Annotated in this window: 20 protein-coding genes; 8 read left to right on the forward strand and 12 right to left on the reverse strand. The window is 57.0% G+C overall.

Annotated features, from left to right (window positions below; translation table 11 throughout):
• Positions 1 to 264: 264 nt before the first annotated feature.
• From JJQ51_RS02640 to JJQ51_RS02650, 3 genes are all read right to left on the reverse strand, one after another.
• Positions 265 to 1041, reverse strand: coding sequence for a molybdopterin-dependent oxidoreductase (locus tag JJQ51_RS02640; protein ID WP_113421055.1), 777 nt, complete (start codon positions 1039 to 1041; stop codon positions 265 to 267).
• On the reverse strand, positions 1038 to 1904 hold the full coding sequence (locus JJQ51_RS02645) for a cytochrome b/b6 domain-containing protein (RefSeq protein WP_145634590.1): 867 nt from the start codon (positions 1902 to 1904) through the stop codon (positions 1038 to 1040). Before JJQ51_RS02645 ends, JJQ51_RS02640 begins: the two co-directional genes overlap by 4 nt.
• Positions 1905 to 2032: 128 nt before the next feature.
• Positions 2033 to 2644: a hypothetical protein gene (locus JJQ51_RS02650; RefSeq protein ID WP_442967272.1), complete on the reverse strand. Its 612-nt coding sequence runs from the start codon at positions 2642 to 2644 to the stop codon at positions 2033 to 2035.
• 259 nt (positions 2645 to 2903) lie between these two features.
• On the opposite strand from JJQ51_RS02650, the gene JJQ51_RS02655 reads away from it, so the two are divergent.
• The 3 genes from JJQ51_RS02655 (at position 2904) to JJQ51_RS02665 (ending at position 5239) form a co-directional block, all read left to right on the forward strand.
• Positions 2904 to 3461 carry a sigma-70 family RNA polymerase sigma factor gene (locus JJQ51_RS02655; RefSeq protein ID WP_113396622.1) on the forward strand — a complete coding sequence of 186 codons (558 nt, stop codon included), beginning with the start codon at positions 2904 to 2906 and terminating at the stop codon, positions 3459 to 3461.
• Positions 3424 to 4089, forward strand: coding sequence for a DUF1109 domain-containing protein (locus JJQ51_RS02660; RefSeq protein ID WP_269244242.1), 666 nt, complete (start codon positions 3424 to 3426; stop codon positions 4087 to 4089). Before JJQ51_RS02655 ends, JJQ51_RS02660 begins: the two co-directional genes overlap by 38 nt.
• A 169-nt stretch (positions 4090 to 4258) precedes the next feature.
• The gene (locus JJQ51_RS02665; protein WP_152094067.1) at positions 4259 to 5239 is read left to right on the forward strand and encodes an SDR family oxidoreductase; all 981 of its coding nucleotides are present in this window, start codon (positions 4259 to 4261) and stop codon (positions 5237 to 5239) included.
• A 262-nt stretch (positions 5240 to 5501) separates the two neighbouring features.
• On the opposite strand, the gene JJQ51_RS02670 is transcribed toward JJQ51_RS02665, so the two are convergent.
• Positions 5502 to 6215: an SDR family NAD(P)-dependent oxidoreductase gene (locus JJQ51_RS02670; RefSeq protein WP_113353131.1), complete on the reverse strand. Its 714-nt coding sequence runs from the start codon at positions 6213 to 6215 to the stop codon at positions 5502 to 5504.
• 177 nt (positions 6216 to 6392) lie between these two features.
• Here JJQ51_RS02670 and JJQ51_RS02675 point away from each other — a divergent pair, with 177 nt between their 5' ends.
• The 3 genes from JJQ51_RS02675 to JJQ51_RS02685 are packed head-to-tail and all read left to right on the forward strand — an operon-like array spanning position 6393 to position 7290.
• Positions 6393 to 6758 (forward strand): winged helix-turn-helix transcriptional regulator, encoded by a 366-nt coding sequence (locus tag JJQ51_RS02675; RefSeq protein WP_113388687.1) that lies wholly within the window; start codon positions 6393 to 6395, stop codon positions 6756 to 6758.
• Between the two features lie 39 nt (positions 6759 to 6797).
• Positions 6798 to 7028: a hypothetical protein gene (locus JJQ51_RS02680; RefSeq protein WP_269244243.1), complete on the forward strand. Its 231-nt coding sequence runs from the start codon at positions 6798 to 6800 to the stop codon at positions 7026 to 7028.
• Positions 7029 to 7038: 10 nt separating this feature from the next.
• Positions 7039 to 7290, forward strand: a complete 252-nt coding sequence (locus tag JJQ51_RS02685; protein ID WP_113353134.1) for a helix-turn-helix domain-containing protein — start codon at positions 7039 to 7041, stop codon at positions 7288 to 7290.
• Positions 7291 to 7297: 7 nt separating this feature from the next.
• Here JJQ51_RS02685 and JJQ51_RS02690 read toward each other — a convergent pair whose 3' ends face one another.
• The 8 genes from JJQ51_RS02690 to JJQ51_RS02730 form a co-directional block, all read right to left on the reverse strand.
• Positions 7298 to 7603, reverse strand: a complete 306-nt coding sequence (locus JJQ51_RS02690) for a hypothetical protein (protein ID WP_162748831.1) — start codon at positions 7601 to 7603, stop codon at positions 7298 to 7300.
• 465 nt (positions 7604 to 8068) lie between these two features.
• Complete coding sequence (locus JJQ51_RS02695) at positions 8069 to 8347, reverse strand: hypothetical protein (RefSeq protein ID WP_233788514.1); 279 nt, start codon at positions 8345 to 8347, stop codon at positions 8069 to 8071.
• 49 nt (positions 8348 to 8396) lie between these two features.
• A complete protein-coding gene (locus tag JJQ51_RS02700) occupies positions 8397 to 9101 on the reverse strand; it encodes a TfuA-like protein (protein WP_113353137.1) in 705 nt (234 codons plus the stop codon).
• Positions 9098 to 10231, reverse strand: coding sequence for a YcaO-like family protein (locus JJQ51_RS02705; RefSeq protein WP_269244244.1), 1134 nt, complete (start codon positions 10229 to 10231; stop codon positions 9098 to 9100). Before JJQ51_RS02705 ends, JJQ51_RS02700 begins: the two co-directional genes overlap by 4 nt.
• A 284-nt stretch (positions 10232 to 10515) precedes the next feature.
• Entirely contained in the window at positions 10516 to 12321 is a 1806-nt protein-coding gene (locus JJQ51_RS02715) for a hypothetical protein (protein ID WP_113353140.1), read from the reverse strand.
• 9 nt (positions 12322 to 12330) lie between these two features.
• The gene (locus JJQ51_RS02720) at positions 12331 to 12714 is read right to left on the reverse strand and encodes a helix-turn-helix domain-containing protein (protein WP_113353141.1); all 384 of its coding nucleotides are present in this window, start codon (positions 12712 to 12714) and stop codon (positions 12331 to 12333) included.
• 204 nt (positions 12715 to 12918) lie between these two features.
• Positions 12919 to 13686 carry an aspartate dehydrogenase domain-containing protein gene (locus tag JJQ51_RS02725; protein WP_113388666.1) on the reverse strand — a complete coding sequence of 256 codons (768 nt, stop codon included), beginning with the start codon at positions 13684 to 13686 and terminating at the stop codon, positions 12919 to 12921.
• Positions 13687 to 13705: 19 nt separating this feature from the next.
• On the reverse strand, positions 13706 to 14575 hold the full coding sequence (locus tag JJQ51_RS02730; RefSeq protein WP_113353143.1) for a LysR family transcriptional regulator: 870 nt from the start codon (positions 14573 to 14575) through the stop codon (positions 13706 to 13708).
• 109 nt (positions 14576 to 14684) lie between these two features.
• On the opposite strand from JJQ51_RS02730, the gene JJQ51_RS02735 reads away from it, so the two are divergent.
• Positions 14685 to 15899: a pyridoxal phosphate-dependent aminotransferase gene (locus JJQ51_RS02735; protein WP_113353144.1), complete on the forward strand. Its 1215-nt coding sequence runs from the start codon at positions 14685 to 14687 to the stop codon at positions 15897 to 15899.
• 546 nt (positions 15900 to 16445) lie between these two features.
• The gene (locus JJQ51_RS02740; RefSeq protein ID WP_113353145.1) at positions 16446 to 17408 is read left to right on the forward strand and encodes a class 1 fructose-bisphosphatase; all 963 of its coding nucleotides are present in this window, start codon (positions 16446 to 16448) and stop codon (positions 17406 to 17408) included.
• The last annotated feature ends 178 nt before the right edge of the window (positions 17409 to 17586 follow it).

Raw genomic sequence — 17586 nt, forward strand, 5'->3', positions numbered from 1 at the left:
CACCTCCATCCCATGATGCGGCTTCGTCAATTTCGCTAGAAAACGTCGATGCGATCAAGCTCTCCATTTAGTAGCGGAGTGATTTGAAATGCGAACGGTAGCCGTTACCATTTCCGCAGCAGGATACGACATGACGGCGCAGATTATAGCGGAATGGGCAGCACAACGGTTTCGAGGTTCTCGATCCGTGGACGTATCGTCGGCCTATGTCACTGATATCGTCTACGATCGCCGTGCCTGATTATTGACGTCTGCTACGACATCTCAGATACCGGCATACCATTCGTAGCCACGATCTTCCCAGAACCCGCCGTTACCACCCCACAAATCATCGAACCGGTCACGGATTTCGATGCGCATGACGTATTTGGCGTGTTTGTAACCAAGATGACGCTCGACGCGCAGCCGCAAAGGAGCGCCGTGTTCGACTTCCAGATCCTTCCCGTTAAGAGAATAGGCGAGGATCGACTGCGGATGAAAGGCGTCGATCAGGTCAATACTCTCGTAGTAGCGACCGCTGCCATCGAGGGTTTGTTCCAGTTCATCTGCACAATAAAAGACGGCGTAACGAGCGCCTGGCTTCAAACCCGCAGTCTGCAGGATAAGCCCGAGAGGAACGCCCTGCCATTTCCCGATGGCGCTCCAGCCTTCGACACAGTCGTGGCGGGTGATCTGGGTGCGAGAAGGCAGCTTCTTTAGGTCGGCCAACGAAAATTCCATCGGCCTATTGACCATGCCATCGATCTTGAGCCGCCACTCGGCAAATTGAGTTTCGACCATCTGGATATATTCGAAGCTGTTTGGCTGAATTGATCCATTCGGATGAAAGCTCGGTGAAATATCTGCGTCGGTATATTCTCGAGCAAGCGTCTGCGGCGAAACTATGAGCCGCTGTGTGCCCATGGTCAGCCGCTCAGCCAGAGCGAGCACCTTCTGAACGTGCTGGTTCTGGGAAATGTCATCGCATCCCGTCAGGCCCACGGCGCCCAGACTGGCGGCCGAGCCAATGAGAAAACGGCGGCGGGTGAAGATGGAGCTCATCGGTCGGCCTCCTCGTTGATGATAGCGTAGCGGCCGGTCACCATCGAACGCATGTTGTTCCAAAGCCCGGAGAGAATGACCATCGCGATATGCACGACGACGAAGGCCACCAGGCTCCAGGCGGTGATGAAATGAATGGAGCGGGCCGATTGGCGACCACCCAAAATATCGAGCAGGAAGGGGTAACCGGCGTCTATCGCCGGTGACATGGTCAATCCTGAACCGATCATCAGCGGCAGCAGGATGAAGATTACGATGAGATAGGTCAGCTTTTGCAACGCATTATAGTGCTGCGCCTTTTCCCCCTGCGGGAAGCGCAATCGGGCATGATCCTTGATTTCATGCCAGATGTTCCCGGGCTTGATGTCTTGAATCGTCGGCGCCAGATCGCGGCGGAAATGACCGCCGATGAGGCTGTAGGTCATGTAAACGAACCCATTGATGACAAGCAGCCAGGCGAAGAAGAAATGCCAGCGTCGGCCAGCCGCAAGATCCTGGTAGCTCGGTATGGTTGCCCAGGCCGGAAATGCGCGCGGCATCCTTTCGCCGTCGGCCGTGGAGGCCCCGAGTATGCCGGTTGTGGTGATCGAGAGACGGCCGATGCGCACTAATCCGGTGATGTTGTTGCCATCCCGATTGCTGGCGATTTCGAACCATGACGGATCTTCAACCGCTCCGTAGTTTCCCCAATGTAATTGTGGATCGGCATTGAAGATCTGCATGCCACTCATCATCAGTAAGGTCAAACACAGCACATTGATCCAGTGCGTTATCCGCGTAAGAGCCGAATGACGGCGAATGAAGATCTTGGCCGGGGGCGGGGGCGGGGGCGGCGCTGTGCCGATCTGCTCGATGCTTGTCATGGGTAATTCTCCTGACGTGCCGCCAAAAGGCGGTGTCCGAAATCATATGCTGCAACGCTATCGCCGCTCATTGAGCTGCCCGGATGCGATCGGCAACCGGGCAGCCCCGTGGTGGCAGCATCGATGCGTCACATTGGCGGGATGACGCCGTTTATGCCGACCACGACACGGTCGGATTCAACCGTATTGTCTCCATCGGTCATGCCGTTAATGATGACTCCTGCGCCGGGCTTGATGTCGTCCTTCGTCGCCTTACCGAAGGTGACGACCGGCGTGCCCGGCGGGATCGAGATCTTTTTCTCGCCGCCCTTATAGGTGAGCGACAGGGTGGGGCCGTTGACCGAGGTGACGGCGCTGGCAACCGTCGCATTGGTCATCGAGCTCTTCGGCTTCAGATCCCAGCCGTAATCGCCCTCGCCGGTGCCTTTCATCGCGGCCGGGAAGATCAGTACCTCAAGCGCCCCGTTGATGCCGCTGTCGGTCGGAACGGACGCGATGCCGACGAAATCCCCAGGCTTGATGTCTGTCACGGAGGCGTTGACGATGCCGTTGACGGCCCAGCCGGATTTCAGCTTGATCGTCACGTCCTTGCCTTCGCGCGATTTGACCATCAGCGTATCGCCGCTAAGGCTTTCCACGACGCCGCGAACGCGCGCCTTATCGGCAGCCTGTGCGGATAGTGTGGTCGCGGCACCCAGCGCCAGCACCATACCCATGATTTTGAACTTCGTGAGCGACATTCTGCTCTCCATATCTCACATCTTTTGACATGATGCCCATCCAGCTATCTGGAGCGGGTAGGGCGATCGATTTGGAAATGAGGCAAAGCGGCTATGGCATCCTACCGGCGACAACCGATCGTCCCTCAATTCCGCCCCTTCATTCGGCGCTGGTGCGAATGCGTTACAGCGATCACGCCGTTGTGATCGCAAGAAGGGCGACAAAAAATCCGGTTCGGGATGTAACAAATAGCGCCGATCAACGAATGACTGCACGCGAATGACGAAATCGGTATCGGAACAGGTCCTGAAAGGCTTGATGCTTCTCTCGCTTGACGGCGATGAGGCTGCGTACAGGCGCTTGCTCGTCATGTTGCGAGATCTGCTTCTGGCATTTTATCGAAGGAGGCTTGGATCGAATGCGGACCGTGATGGCGAGGATCTGGTCCAGGAGGTGCTTTTGGCGGTGCATAGCCGGCGCATTACTTATGATCGGGAACGGCCGTTCACCGCGTGGTTTTTCCAAATCGCGAAATACAAGCTGATCGATCACTTCAGGGTAAATGGCAGCAGAAGAGGCGTAGAAATTGCTTTGGAAGACGAGATCGCCGCTGAATTTCGAGAGGAGACACTCTTTGCTCACCTCGACATCGACCGTCTTCTCGACCAATTGCCTGCCAAACAAAGGGAGCTTCTGCGCCAGGTAAAGATTGCTGGCAAAACCACTGCTGAAGCCGCGAGCGAGAGCGGCCAGTCGGAAGCAATGGTTCGCGTCAGCATTCACCGAGGGATGCGCGCGATTGGACGCAAGCTGGGTTTTGCCAATGACGAAAAATGATGAATTGATCGACGCTCTGGTAAGCGATCTCACTCCGGTTCGCCATCATGCGCTGCGAGTGAGGCTTGCGCTTACAATCATTGTCGGCGTGATCGGCGCGGCCATAGCACTGCTGATATCGCTAAGTTTTCGCCCGCATCTGCACCACGTGACGGTGGCGGCGTTTTGGGTGAAGTTCTTATATACTGCCGTACTACTGAGCGCGACGATCGTGGCCCTTGAACGGGTTGCGCGCCCAGAGGGTTCGATTGGGAGTATGGCTCGGGTTCCGGTCGTGGCATTCGGCATCGTCGCGCTTCTGGCCATCGCTCAACTCGGGCTGTCGCCGGCTTCATCCTATCCGGGTTTGATCATCGGATATTCGGCGTCCTTTTGCCCTTTCCTGATCGTAGCTTTCGGCATTCCCGCTTTCTGCGCCAACATGTGGTTTCTCAGACGTGCAGCCCCCACGCGCCCGGCACTCGCAGGTTTCGTTGCAGGCGCTTGCGCCGGGGGCGTCGGCGGCTGGGTCTACTCCTGGGCCTGCGTCGAAAACGGCATTCCATTCATCGCGATATGGTACACGCTCGGCATCTTGCTGAGCGGGCTGGCCGGAAGCCTGGTCGGCAAATTCAGTCTACGTTGGTAGGTACGTTTTGACCTGCCGAGGTGCTGCAGGCATGCTGCCGATCTGAAGCCTTTCCCAATTTTTTGATGGTGATGGTCATCATGAGGGTGATCGGCGGGAGACGATCGGGCATTTTCGCGGTATGAATGGTAGTCATTGATCCTACCAATCAGACGCTGAGGTCCTTCACATGGCTTTGAACGTGCTTTTCATTGGCGGTACCGGCCAAATCTCATATCCCTGCGTCGAGCGTGCTGTTGGCGAGGGACATCGCGTCAGTGTCTACAACCGCGGCCTGAGAGGGGACCCGTTGCCTGCTGGCGTGACTTCGATCACCGGCGAGCTCGGATCGGCTGCCTATGCTAATCTGGCCAGAGCCAACTATGACGTCATATGCCAGTTTATCGCTTTCACGCCGGATCAGATCGCGCGAGACATCGAGGTGTTTGCAGGCAATTGCGGCCAGTACATTTTCATCTCTTCGGCTTCGGTTTATGAGAAACCGGCACGCCACTATGTCATCACCGAAAAAACGCCGGCCATCAATCCCTACTGGCCCTACAGTCAGGCCAAGATCGCCTGCGAGGAGCTGCTGATGGCGTCAAAGGGGCTGGCCTGGACGATCGTTCGCCCCAGTCACACCGTGCGCACGGGCCTGCCGATCATGATGGGCGACAGCGATATAATGGCGCGGCGCATGCTGGATGGCGAGCCCACGATCGTCGCGGGTGATGGCCACACGCCGTGGACATTGACGCGCTCGGTCGATTTCGCAGTGCCTTTCGTTGGGCTTTTCGGCAAGCAGGCAGCTTTAAGCGAAATCTTCCACATCACCTCCGATCGCGCCCATTTATGGGATGATATTCAGAAGGCGATCGCCAGATTGCTGGGTGTCGAGGCGAAAATCGTCCACGTACCGACGGATACGCTGATCAAGTATAATCCGGATTGGGTAGGCCCTTTGGTCGGCGACAAGGCCTGGACCGCGATCTTCGACAATTCGAAGGTCAAGCGCGTTGCCGGTGACTTCAGCTGCGCCGAGAACCTGGAAGAGATCCTCGCCGAACCGATCATGCATTTGAAGCATCGCTTCTCCAAAAATCGTCCCCCAAAGGGTGAGCTCGACGCTCTGATCGACAGGATTTGCACAGCACAAAGCGCTCTGCGATAGGACAGGCATCTCTCGAGCGACGCTCAGCGTATTGCCGGTTGATTATCAGCTGAAAATGACCCAGCTGCACATTTTACGATCACCTGCTGCGTTCCCAACTTTTTGAAAGAATTGGTCTTTTGCTTCTGTAAGATCGGAGTGAAGTGTCAGACTGGGCCGATTCGAGGCAATATCAGCACTGAGCCGAAACTCGGATTGACCGGCGGCTGGCGGCTTTGTAGATCCTGCCTTCAGGGGAAGGGCAGGCTTGGACCCCGGACAGTCAAACCTGGGTAGCTCCGCCGTCCACGCACAGTTCCGCGCCGGTCGTGAAGCTGCTTTCGCTGCTTGCGAGGAAGAGCGCCGCCGCCGCCACTTCATCAGGTCTGCCGAGACGGCCTAGCGGGATCATCCCGGTAAGTGCGGCACGAACTTCGTCTGTAGTCGCCGCCATCATGGCCGTGTCCGTAGGTCCAGGGCTAACGACGTTGACGCGGATCCCTCTGGGGGCAAGTTCGTTTGCCCAGGTGCGGGTGAACGATCGAACCGCCGCCTTGCTCGCGCTGTAGACACCGTATCCTTTCGGACCGATCGCATCGGCTATGGATCCGATCAACACGATCGAACCGTTATCAGGGATGAGTTCCAAGGCGTTCTGTGCGGCAAAGAGGAGAGAGCGAACGTTTAGGTCGAATATGCGATCGTATAGATCTTCCGAGATGCCGCCGAGCTCTGCGTATTCCGACATGCCCGCGTTCAAGACCAAGACGTCAATTCCGCCGCGTTCCTCGCGAACCCGGTCGTATAGCTGCTTCACATCGGAGGCGAGGCCGGCGTCTGCAACGACCGGGATTATCCGGCCTTGGTCAGGGGACACGAATGGCTTACGGCTAGTCGCGTAGACAATTGACCCTTCGGCCGCAAAGCGAGCCGCGATCGCGGCTCCGATACCGCTTCCACCACCAATAACCACTGAAATCTTGTCTTCGAGTCTCATCGTGAACTCCTTGCGATTGAACACGAGGAGTCAGATATAGTTCCTATATCTAGTGCGAAATACGCACCGTGTGTAAATCAGATATAGGAAAGTATATCAGTGCCAAGTTCTATCGATACGAGAACCGCAACCGCGGGGCGGACCCAAAAGTCGACAAAGAAGTTGATCGACGAGGCAATGATCGATGCAAGAAGGGCGAGGCCGGTGCTCGAGCAAGTCGCGAATAAGTGGTCGCTCCTGATCCTAAGCGTACTCTGCACGAAACCGTCCCGTTTCAACGAGATCATGCGTCGTCTCGACGGTATAACGCACAAGGCCCTCGCGGATGCGCTCAAGCGTCTCGAGAGAAACGGACTCGTTCGAAGGCATGTTTTGCCGACAGCCCCGGTGGGCGTCGAGTACTCCATCACGCCAATGGCCGAGTCTCTTCGCGAGCCCTTCGCGGCGCTCTACCAATGGGCGATGGCGAACGGCGCGGCCATGGAACAGTCTCAAGAGGAGTATGACCGCAGGACCTCGACTTCAACCGGGGAAACGTTCTGATGGAAAGCTGGGCGGCCGACGCTCTCGATACGGTCTGGCATGTTCGACCCGCATCATCTTCAGCTTGCCGGCAAGCCATCCTGGAAAGATGCAGAAGATGATCGTGGCGAGCGCGTGCGCGATCGTGCTGCTGTTCGGGCGACGCTTGCCCTTGAAGATGAAGTAGATACACGGCGCTTATGTTCCATAATACATCTTACGTGCGAAAACCGTGTAGCGGGGCAGATTCCAATTTCAAATGCAACGAAGACAATAATGGCCATTATTTGAGGAGGATGGAATGGCCCGCTCTTTTGTGCAGTTGAGTATGGACGAACGTCGCGTCATCGCGCGGATGCATGAGAAGAAGATCAGCCAGGCGGAAATCGCCCGCACCCTTGACCGCGACCGCTCGACGATCAGCCGGGAGCTACGTAACATGTTCCATGACTGCGAGTTTCCGCGATATAGCGGCTACTTCTCTATGCTTACCGATGATATCGCCAAGGAACGCCGCGGGCGCTTGAGGAAACTACGACGCCAACTGTGCTAGGCTCCTTTCAACAGGAAACCTCTCTCTCTATCTCGCATCCGCCGTAGAGCGATCTCAGCTTAGCTCGCTGAGTGCTCGACATTGTCTGGGAAAAGTCGCTCAATGCCCAGAACAGCGCGATCTTTTCGAGCTGGGTCGGATTGACTATTCCACATCGAAACAGGTCGATCAACGCGACGGCAAAGCCCTCCCGGCTGTATTCAGCGTCATCGAACCAGCTCTGTGTCGTAGCTAAGTCGAACACCCGCTTTATGACTTCGAGCTCGCTTTGCGATAAAGCGCCTTTTGCGAGGCGTTGCAACCTTTCCATCATCGTCTCCACCGCGAGACTGTCGGCAACCCCACGTATGCCGGCCGAGTTCTCCTAGGTTCTTTCCGCCGTTGACCGTGCCCATAGAGTTTGGGGGTGGACCAGCACACTCGGCGGTATCAAGCATGAAATTGCGACAGCGATAGGCACTATCAACGATTGTCTTGCCAGCGTGATCGGGGTCGCTTCACGATTCCTATTCTTAGCCTTGGATCAGAGCCAGTTCAGCGAACGGCAGATATTGTAGGCAATCGCAAGCCATGCAGCGATGATTGCTCCAAATATTACGAACGCAACCCTCATATTCCCTTCTTTGAAATCCGCGACGATGCCTGCCGTATCGGTGGAGCTTACTTTTCTCACGGACCATCCCACCCTGGTTAGTATTCTTCTCAGCAAACTGGATCTCTCGAAGTTTCCGTGTGTCAGCGCGACATCAATCGTTGATAAGAGAAAGACCAGAGCTTGCTAACAGTGACCACGTGCGTCGCCGACAAGCCCGTTCAGATGCTCGCCGGACAGCCTCGGGAACTCGGTTTCCAAAAGCGAAAGAAGAGCAGCTTGTGCGGCGTTTATAAGGAATACGGCCTGCGATGCGTTCAGCTCACTTGCGACGCCTCCGGCATACTGCATCATTTTTGCAAGCGCCAAAATCTCTCCCTGGCGTTCCTGTTCCTCAAAATCAGTCACTTTTAAAACCCCAACAAATGATTTCGTTGGGGTAGATTGGCATATTTCGATCGACACGGTGCGTTGCAAAAGCGTTGCACACGCAGTGCCTGTATTTTGGAATAAATTATATACGGTAAAATTGTGGGAAAAGTTTGCGCCACAGCGGAGTTGCATTGAATGACCAGTCCGTTATAGGTGCCAGCAACGGTGCCCTGGCAATGGCGCGTATAAGCTCTATGGCATCGTCGCGCTTTTGATCAGTCCATGCTGTTGCGACGAGAGCCCTCACCTGCCCTATGTCCATATCGGCAGTTTCGGCAAGACGTCTCCAGGTCCGATCCTTGAAGAATAGACGTCGTGCCGCCCGGGAGAGCCGCAGAGCCTCTTCCTTGCCGATAATGGCCTGGTCAATCGCAGTCTCTAGTGTCGCATCGACATTGACCAACGGCACCGACAAAGGGGGATAGCCCAATTCCGCTGGGCCATGAAGGAGAGCGACATCCGCATCCTCCTCCCGGAGTCCGGAGGCATAGTCACCGAATATCCTCCCGATGCCGACCATGCCGTAGGCCTGGCACTCCACCGCGCGGAGCGCTCCCATGCTGGCTGCTCCGAGCACGGGAAGGCCCTGGGATAGGGCAAAGAGCAGCTCCTTGTGCCAGACCGGCGCGACGAACTCGAACTGGCCGTCGACAAGACCGATAGCGGTCGCGCCATTCTCAAGTGCTCTGACAACGTCGCCCTGGGATGCCGGCGGCCGTATGACCATTGTGTCATCGGCGAACGTTTCTGCATCGGGGAGGCTCGGACCCACGAAGATCACTTTCATAGGAAACCCTTTGACAATGCCCGGCTGCCGAGACGAATGCGGCGATCCCCGTCTGGATGCTCAAGTTGCGGCGCGAAAACCTTTGCGACCGATGCCGGTAGCCATTCAGGTGCCAGCTCGATAGCATAAAGCTGGTCAACTCCGCATTCCAAAAGCGTCTCGATAAGCTGGTCGAGCGCATCTTGCGCCGACGTGGCCGACATCGTCGGCAGTTCGGCCAGGCTCGTCGAGCATCGCGCCTGAAACGACTGCAGATGGTCGGGATCGGCGCGGCGTGAGAACAGCTCCGGGATAAGATCATCTCTGGCCCCGGCGATGAAGGTCATCCGCGACTGCACAGCCTCGGAAATGGCGCGGGCTGCTGCCACATCGGGGGACAAGGATGCCCCTGCCCCCATGGTCAAGTCGACATATCTGAGCGAGCCGTCATCGCCTTTCGGCCGCAGCAGCGCGACGATGGAGGCAACGGCCAGATCGCTCGTCACATCGAAAAGGGCGAGATCGAAGTCGGCCGAGAAAATCTTCTCCAGCATCTCGCGAATACCCTCATCTTCAATGCTATGCGGATCGATCCGGCGCGCATGCCGGCACGCCGGATCGCCAATATTCCAGAGGACGCAAGCATCCCGCTCTACCCGCTCCAGCAACCCGTGCAGGACCGCCTCGTGCCAAGTATTCCCCGATGCCAGTCCATCTGATGATACCCAAAATCGCGGGCTGACATGCGTCCGGTCAAGATGAACGGCCTCGAAAGGTACGAATATCGAGGCGTTCTTTGCCAGATCGTGGGCTTGAGACCATCTGATCTGTTCCATGGTCTCTATCGGTTGCGCGCCGATCGCCAGCAGATCTTCCAGGCAATCCGTGGCATGGCCACTTGCGGCAAGCTCATTCTGGCTTGCCATGAGCGCTGAACAATAGGGTTGGGTCGCGACCGATCGTTCGATCGCTTCCATCACCGCGGATGTCTTTGCGGAGACGTCGTCAAGGCCTTTGCCTTGAGCGATGACGATCGCCCTGGAATTCGGGGCATAGGCGCACCAAACGGGAATGCCTATGCGATCGAGCTCGGTCTGTCGGCCAACACGGGTTATGCCAAGTCGTCCCAGATAGGGCCAAACCCTCGACAAGGTTTCGCCAGGCGGGAATGCTCTAAAGTTGCTTGACACCGATCGACGAGTACCTAGCCTTCAAAGAGGCCCGAAGCCACGTCACTTGCCGACGACAACGCCACAGCGAAATCGACATCTTTCTCCACTCTAATCCCTTTGGCTCGCCAGGATTCAGCCTTCCCCAGATCGCCCGTCAGTCGCCGCGTGTATCGAACGATGGTCCCCTTTTCGAGGTCAGCCAACCAAAGTCCCTTTTCACCCTTAATTCCAATCAGAACTGCCCTTGCCATAATCTCTACCTCTCAAAAACCGGCCTTCACAAGGCCTTCCCTGTAATGCTCAATCTGCCACTCTTCCTTGATTGGAATCATGGATAGCCATGCCTCAAGATCGAAATTCGGATTGTCGCGCAGGGTGCGCTGTCGATACATCTTGGCCTTCGCGAGATCCCCCAGCATTGCCCAACTTGCCGCCGCAAGCCTGCTTGCTGGTCCCGCGTCTCTCATTCTGTCCAGATAGGCCAGCGTTTGGGTATATTCCCCAATGAAATAGCTAGCTCCTGCCGCGGTCCAATAATAATAGTCCGGAGCAAGGGGATTGAGATCAAGAGCCGTTGCAACTTTCGCCAACGCTGCTCTTGGATTGGCGCCATGGGTGAGACTGTCGGCGTGGCTGCAAATGACATCAGCATAATGCGGGCTTAGGTTCTCGGCATTCGACAAGGCCTCGAGGCTGCCGTCGATATTTCCCCGGTAGAGCCTGGTGACGCCGATTTCCTTGAAGCCTCCGGCAAACTGGTTGTCATCCCGGATTGCATCGGCCGCCATTTTTTCCGCTTGATGCAATAGATCGCCATCGCCGCGCGCCGTCAGAACCCATTCCATCGTCAAGGTTCTGGCAATGCCCGCAAGTGCCGCTGCAAAACCCCGCTCGTGCTCGAGCGCCTCCTTAAAATGCTTGCGCGCGCGACGGACATTCTGAAGGCTCAGGCGGGACAGACATTGTACGCCCTCAAGATAGGCAAAATAGGCTTCCGGCTTGCAGCTAAAGTCAGAAACGATGTGGTGGAAGGCTCCCACACGCTCGATGATGGAGTGCTGGATCGCAGTGGCGATCGCGTTGCGCTGTTCTGTTATGGCCGCATTGTCCAGCTGGACGCGCGTTGCCCAGACAATTTCGTCGCGCGGCATGAAAATCAGCTGCGCGAAAAGGCTGTCGCCCGTTCTCTTGGTATCGAGCGCGTAGACAACATTATGTTGCTTGAGAAGTCCGGCCTTGTCGTTTGAGGAGCGAATCTGCTCAGCGGTATAGGGCGCGACTACGGATACGCTTCGATCGACACAAAGACTGATCGTCAGATCTTCGATGACAGCATTGGCGACCGATCCGGCACGCTCCGAATCCTCCAGGGTCTCGGGAGGAAGCAGAGCGATACGTGGCACTGCGTTGTCGGTGATCGCAATCGTATCCTGAGCCGACGGGCCGGGATTCGGATCTCTCGTTACGCTAATCAACTGACTGTAGGAGGTGATTTTTTCACCGAGCGCGACCCTGACTTCATCATCGGTCTGGTCCCAGTCCAGCAGAAGCATGGCTGCACGCTTCAATTCGCCGCGATTTTGAGACAAGGAAGGTTGGCTCATCGCCTTGAAGAATTCTGCTCGCAGCTCCCGTGCAAACCGTGCCCGAACATCGCGTACCCAGATAGCCACAGCTCCGGAGCCATTGCCGTAAGCCGGTAGAAACGTCTTGGCGACGGCATCGGCGAGTACGCTGAGCTTGGCAACGCCGGACGCATTTTCGATGCTATCCAGATCGCACCGCAACGCGTTGAAGTTCAAGGTAATGTCCGTCGTGACACCGCCGATCAGCGGCTGGGAGGATTTGGACGTCGCAGTCGCCAAACGCAGCAGGGTCGACCTCAAATTGGCGCCGGCGGCCTGAAGATTGCTGGACCAAAGAAAAGCCGCCAAATCTTTCCGCGGCATCGGCTGCCGACGGTCGTAGAGATAGACCAGCATGAGCAGAGCCTGCTTCGGCACGTTCACGCGATCGCCCATCTCATCATAAAGGGCGCAGCTGCCGAGTGTCGTTAAATGAAATGTCATCTTGCCAGGTCAGCGCTCGTTGTCGGGTTCGGATGATTGCACGAAAGCGAGGATCTTCGCCCGCAAACGCTTATCCTCGATCCCGGACAAGGCCGTGCGTAGAACGGCCTTATGATGCTTCGCAAGTCGAAAATCGGCCAGCGCCTCCTTGGAGGGAAAGGCGTCGTCCGATGCACTTTCGAAGAAAAACATGACCGGTACAGCGAGGAGTTCTGAAATGCGCAGAAGGCGGCCAGCGCTGATTTTTTCGATGCCGCGTTCGCATCTGTCGAGCTGTAGAGGGCTTATGCGAAGCTTCTCGGCCAATGCATCCTGCGCGATTGACAATTCCTCCCGACGCAATCGGATACGTAATCCAACCTCGACATCGATCGCATCGGTTTTTTTGTCCATGAGGGAACCGCCAGAAGAGAAACTTCTTTCATGTTCGCAGGTTTCCCTTGAATTCACAATCTTCCAGCAAGACACTCAAAGTCAATTTTACACAGCGGCAGGGCGTTTCCGATCATCGTATCAAGACAATGGCGAAATCGTTCTTGGCGGTTGCAGCCGCCTCGGCGATGTCTTTTCGCAGCAGTTCCCGGCTGCCGTACAATGTCAGGCGTTGGCGAAAACATCGGCGCCGAGAATTCTCTTCAGCGATCCGATGGCCGAGGCTGGGGTATAGGAGCCGGTCACACCGCCGAGCGACTGCGAACTCACCGAAATATCCCATTCGAGACCCCTGCCGGAAACCGCTATATGGTGTCGCATCGCTTTCGTATCGGGATCGGCGACAACGATGCTGCGGGTACGGTCGAAACCGATCCCCGCAAAGGCAACGGCGGCATGGACATTGACGTTGCGCGGAAACCGCATGCAGGCTTCGCGGGTCGAGCCATCGAAGAGCGTTCCGCTGGCATCGGCCGGCTGACCTAGGCTCGCGCCGCTTTTCGTCGTGGTTATCACTACTTCTTCGATCTGCTCACGACCATCGCGCAGACCATCGAGACCGAGAACGGCGCCGTGGGGAACGAAGAAGCGTCGTCCGCTCCTGCTGGCTGCCGCATGCATCGCCGCCTCCAAGGTACGATCCGCCAACGCGGAGCAACTGAATCCGCAGAGGTCCGAATGGGCGAGGATGTCCGGCCCCAGCATACCCAGGAGAGCCGGCGTCGCGCATTCGAGCACAAGGTCCGCCTTCCGGTCGAGCGCATATTCGGCCTCATCCGTGACGAATGCAGCTATGGCGGCGTTCTGCGTGTATTTGTCCTTGTCGGATACGAGAATATAAGCGACCTCGACCCCATCCAGACTGCTGACATAGTCGAACAGGCTCCTGCCGATCACGCCTGCGCCGATAATTCCTATAGTTCTATATTTCATTGTTCCCTCCACATGGATTTCAAGTTTTGGAGATCCCTTCACAGGCCTCGACAAACGCGCGAATGGCCGCAATCCGTGGGCCGGAATTCGCCCACAGCACTCCCATATTGCGAAGCTCGCCATCTTCCATGCGATGTTTTTGCAGGCGCAGTCCCTCCGGCCACGGCGGAGCCCAGTCGGGAACGAGCGCGACGCCCAGTCCGCGATCGACCAATGCCGCAATGGCATCCAGTGCGTCCAGTTCCGCCCATTCGCGCACGCTGATGGCATGACGGCGCAGATAACGGTCGACGATCTGGCCTCCCCACTGATTGCGGTCATAACGAATGAAGGGCTGCTGCGTAAGCGCGAGATGAAAATCGTGAATTTCCAGGTCGGCGGGCGCCAGCAAGACCAAAGGTTCGCGCCGGATGGTCGACCAGCCGAATGCTTTCGGAATCGGAAATTGCGGCTCGATGATGAGAGCGGCGTCCAGCTCACCTGACAGAACCGCATGATAAAGGTTCACAGACGAACCCGGCTGCAGGAAATAGTCGATCTGCCGAAATCGCTCGCTGAGGGCCGCGGTAATCTGGGGAATGAGACCCGTCATGGCCGTCGCCGTCGCACCGAGGCGAAGCTGCCCGCTCGGGAGATCGCCCGCAGCTATTGCTCGTAGGTCCCTTGCCATGCGCACAAGCGCCGGTCCATGGCTCTGCACGGCAAGTCCCGCCGCAGTGGGTCGGACCGTGCGCCCCACGCGAGAAACCAATGGCTGCCCGAGCTCCGTCTCCAGCGCCCTTATGCGCTGAGCGACCGCCGCCGGCGTCATATTCAAGCGCCGCGCGGCTTCGGCGACCGATCCGCATTCGGCGACGATGAGGAAGCTTTCGAGGAATTTCGTGTCCATAAGATATATTTTCTATCTTCTGAAGAAACTGGCAAGCATATTTTATTGCTTTAAATCCGGGCTATCCTAGCTTTCCAGTCTTACGCCCTCGCCGATAGAAGGAGTTTCAATGACCATTCAAGCCAAGTTCGAGCGCATGGGCACCGACGCCGCGCCAGGCCAGGAAGTGCGCCAGCAGGTCGAAGGCATCGAAGCGCTGTTGCGGGGTGAACGGATCGCGGGACGTCAGGTCGATTTTTCCCATGGTGACGTCGATGCGTTTACGCCGACGCCAGGCTCTTTCGAAGTCTTCACCGCTGGGGTGGAGGCCGGCGGCAAGCAGGCCTATACCGAATACCGCGGTGATCTCTCGATCCGCGAGCAGCTTGCGCCTAGTCTTGCGAGCTTCACAGCCGCCCCGGTCGACCCCGCCGATGGCATGATTCTGACGCCCGGCACGCAGGGCGCACTGTTCCTCGCCGTCGCCTCCACCGTCGCCCATGGCGACAAGGTCGCGGTGGTGCAGCCGGATTATTTCGCCAACCGCAAGCTGGTGGAATTCTGCGAGGGCCATATGATGCCCATTCAGATGGACTACCTGAATGTCGAGGGGCGTGCGGGTCTCGACCTCGGCCAGCTGGAAGATGCCTTCGCGGCCGGGGCGAAAGTTTTCCTGTTTTCCAATCCGAACAACCCGGCCGGCGTCGTTTATTCGCGCGAAGAAATCAAGACGATCGCATCGCTGGCCAGCCGTTATGGCGCGACCATCATCGTAGACCAGCTTTATTCGCGGCTGCTCTATTCCGGCGTCGATTATGCGCATTTGCGCGCGGAAGCCGTCGACGCGGAAAACGTGATCACCATCATGGGGCCCTCGAAGACAGAGTCGCTGAGCGGTTACCGTTTGGGCGTCGCCTTCGGCTCGAAGGCGATCATCAACCGGATGGAAAAGCTGCAGGCGATCGTATCCTTGCGCGCCGGCGGCTATAGTCAGGCGGTTTTCCGTACTTGGTTCAACGAACCGCAAGGCTGGATGGATCGGCGCGTGCGCGAACATGAGGCCATTCGGGACGATCTCCTCGGGCTATTTCGCGCCGGCAAGGATATCAAGGTTCGCACCACCGAGGCAGGAAGCTATATATTCCCGCAATTGCCTCCCCTTGCCGTCAGCGGCAGGGATTTCGTGCGGATCCTCCGGTTGCAGGCAAGCGTCATCGTAACGCCCGGCACCGAGTTCAGCCCTTTCTGCGACAGCAGTGTGCGCCTGAACTTCTCGCAGGACCACGCTGCCGCAGTAGCCGCGGTGGAGCGGCTCGTTTCGCTTGTCGATCGATATCGCGCATGAAACAGAGCTCCGCAATATAGCATGAAGGCTCCCTGCTCGCGGATATCGAGTGGACAACACCCATCATGAGCTCCGTGCGGAGGTCAAATCCGACCGCGCAGCTTTTAAATCGATTTTAAAAAAGCGAGATACGAAGCTAATCGATTTTAATTTGCGTATTAAAAAATTCTTGTTGCGGCGCGAAGAAAATCACCCCTAATTGCCTCAGCTGTTCTGTCCGTTCTCAGGAAACGCGCAATGACGATTTCATTTCCGCTTACAGACAAACGTACTGTCGATGAGCTGCTGAAGCACCTGAACGCGCATAAGCTGTTCTGTCCAGGAAACTGCGCCATCACCGTCAAACCCCTCGCCGCGCACGTTTCGTCGTGCCTTTCATATGCGCTCAGCACCGCCCGGACCGCGTGGTAGACCTGATCGTTCCTCCATTAAGCCTGTTTCGAGTGTGGAGATCCGAAGCTTGACCTCGGCGCAGGCCGCGTTGTTGGCATCCGCCCGGCATTGCTTGATTCCATAACGATACACTTCCGCAGGAGAAAGACATTGATGACGACATTCGAAGCCTATCTCGATGCCCATAAGGGAACATTGTTGAATGAGGACATGGTCGCCATCCTTCGCAATATTGCCGAGGCTACCCGGCAGATTTCGAACAAGCTCAGAAGCTCGTCATTGTCAGGCCTGACGGGCGCGACCGATGCTGTCAACGTTCAGGGCGAGACGCAGAAACCGCTCGATATACTTTCCAACGAGATCATGCTCGAGGCATGCCGTAAATCGCCGGCGGTCGCATTTGCCGTATCGGAAGAACTCGATGCCGAAGTGCTCATTCATCCCGCTGGCAGATATGCGATGATCTTCGATCCGCTCGATGGATCCTCCAATCTCGATGTCAACGTAACGGTCGGAACGATCTTTTCCATCGTCGAGGCTAGCTCCGCGGCTGAGATCCTGAAAAGCGGCCGCAGTCAGTTGGCTGCGGGGTACGCGGCTTACGGGCCGCAAACCAATCTCGTGCTTGCGATCGGAGATGGCGTACAGATTTTCACGCTCGACCAATACGACGTCTACGTGATGACGACCGCGAACGCCAAGATCGTTCCGGAAACCAAGGAGTTTGCGATCAACGCGGCACGTCGCCCGTCATGGGACGACGTCATTACCGAATATGTCGACAGGTCCATTGGAACTCCTGGGTACAATATGCGCTGGGTCGGTTCGATGGTTGCCGACACGCATCGCATCTTCAACCGCGGCGGAATCTTTCTCTATCCCGCCGATCGAAGTAAGCCTGCCTCCAGCGGCCGCCTGCGTCTGCTTTATGAGGCAAATCCGATCGGCTTTCTGGTCGAAGCCGCGGGCGGTTCCGCCATTGCCGGGAAGACCGCGATCCTCGACATCGAACCAACCTCCTTGCACCAGCGGGTTCCGGTGATTTTTGGCTCGCGCCAGGAGGTCGAAAAGATCAGTCGGGCGTATTGCGTCGAGCGGACCATCGAGACGGTGTAGCAACCGAACAGAATTCCGCTTGAACGGGCAAGCACCCGCTCCCGCTCCAAGCCTTTGTCGCGATGATCGGATCATGAAAAGCGCGCGCGTCGATCGTTGCACCGTCGAGAAGTATCATGAGGATCGAAGCAACGCACGCAGCGGCGGCTTCTGGTAAAAGCGCCTTAAGCATGTCGGC

The organism is Rhizobium sp. AG207R, from assembly GCF_027109195.1.
Lineage (GTDB): Bacteria > Pseudomonadota > Alphaproteobacteria > Rhizobiales > Rhizobiaceae > Rhizobium > Rhizobium dioscoreae.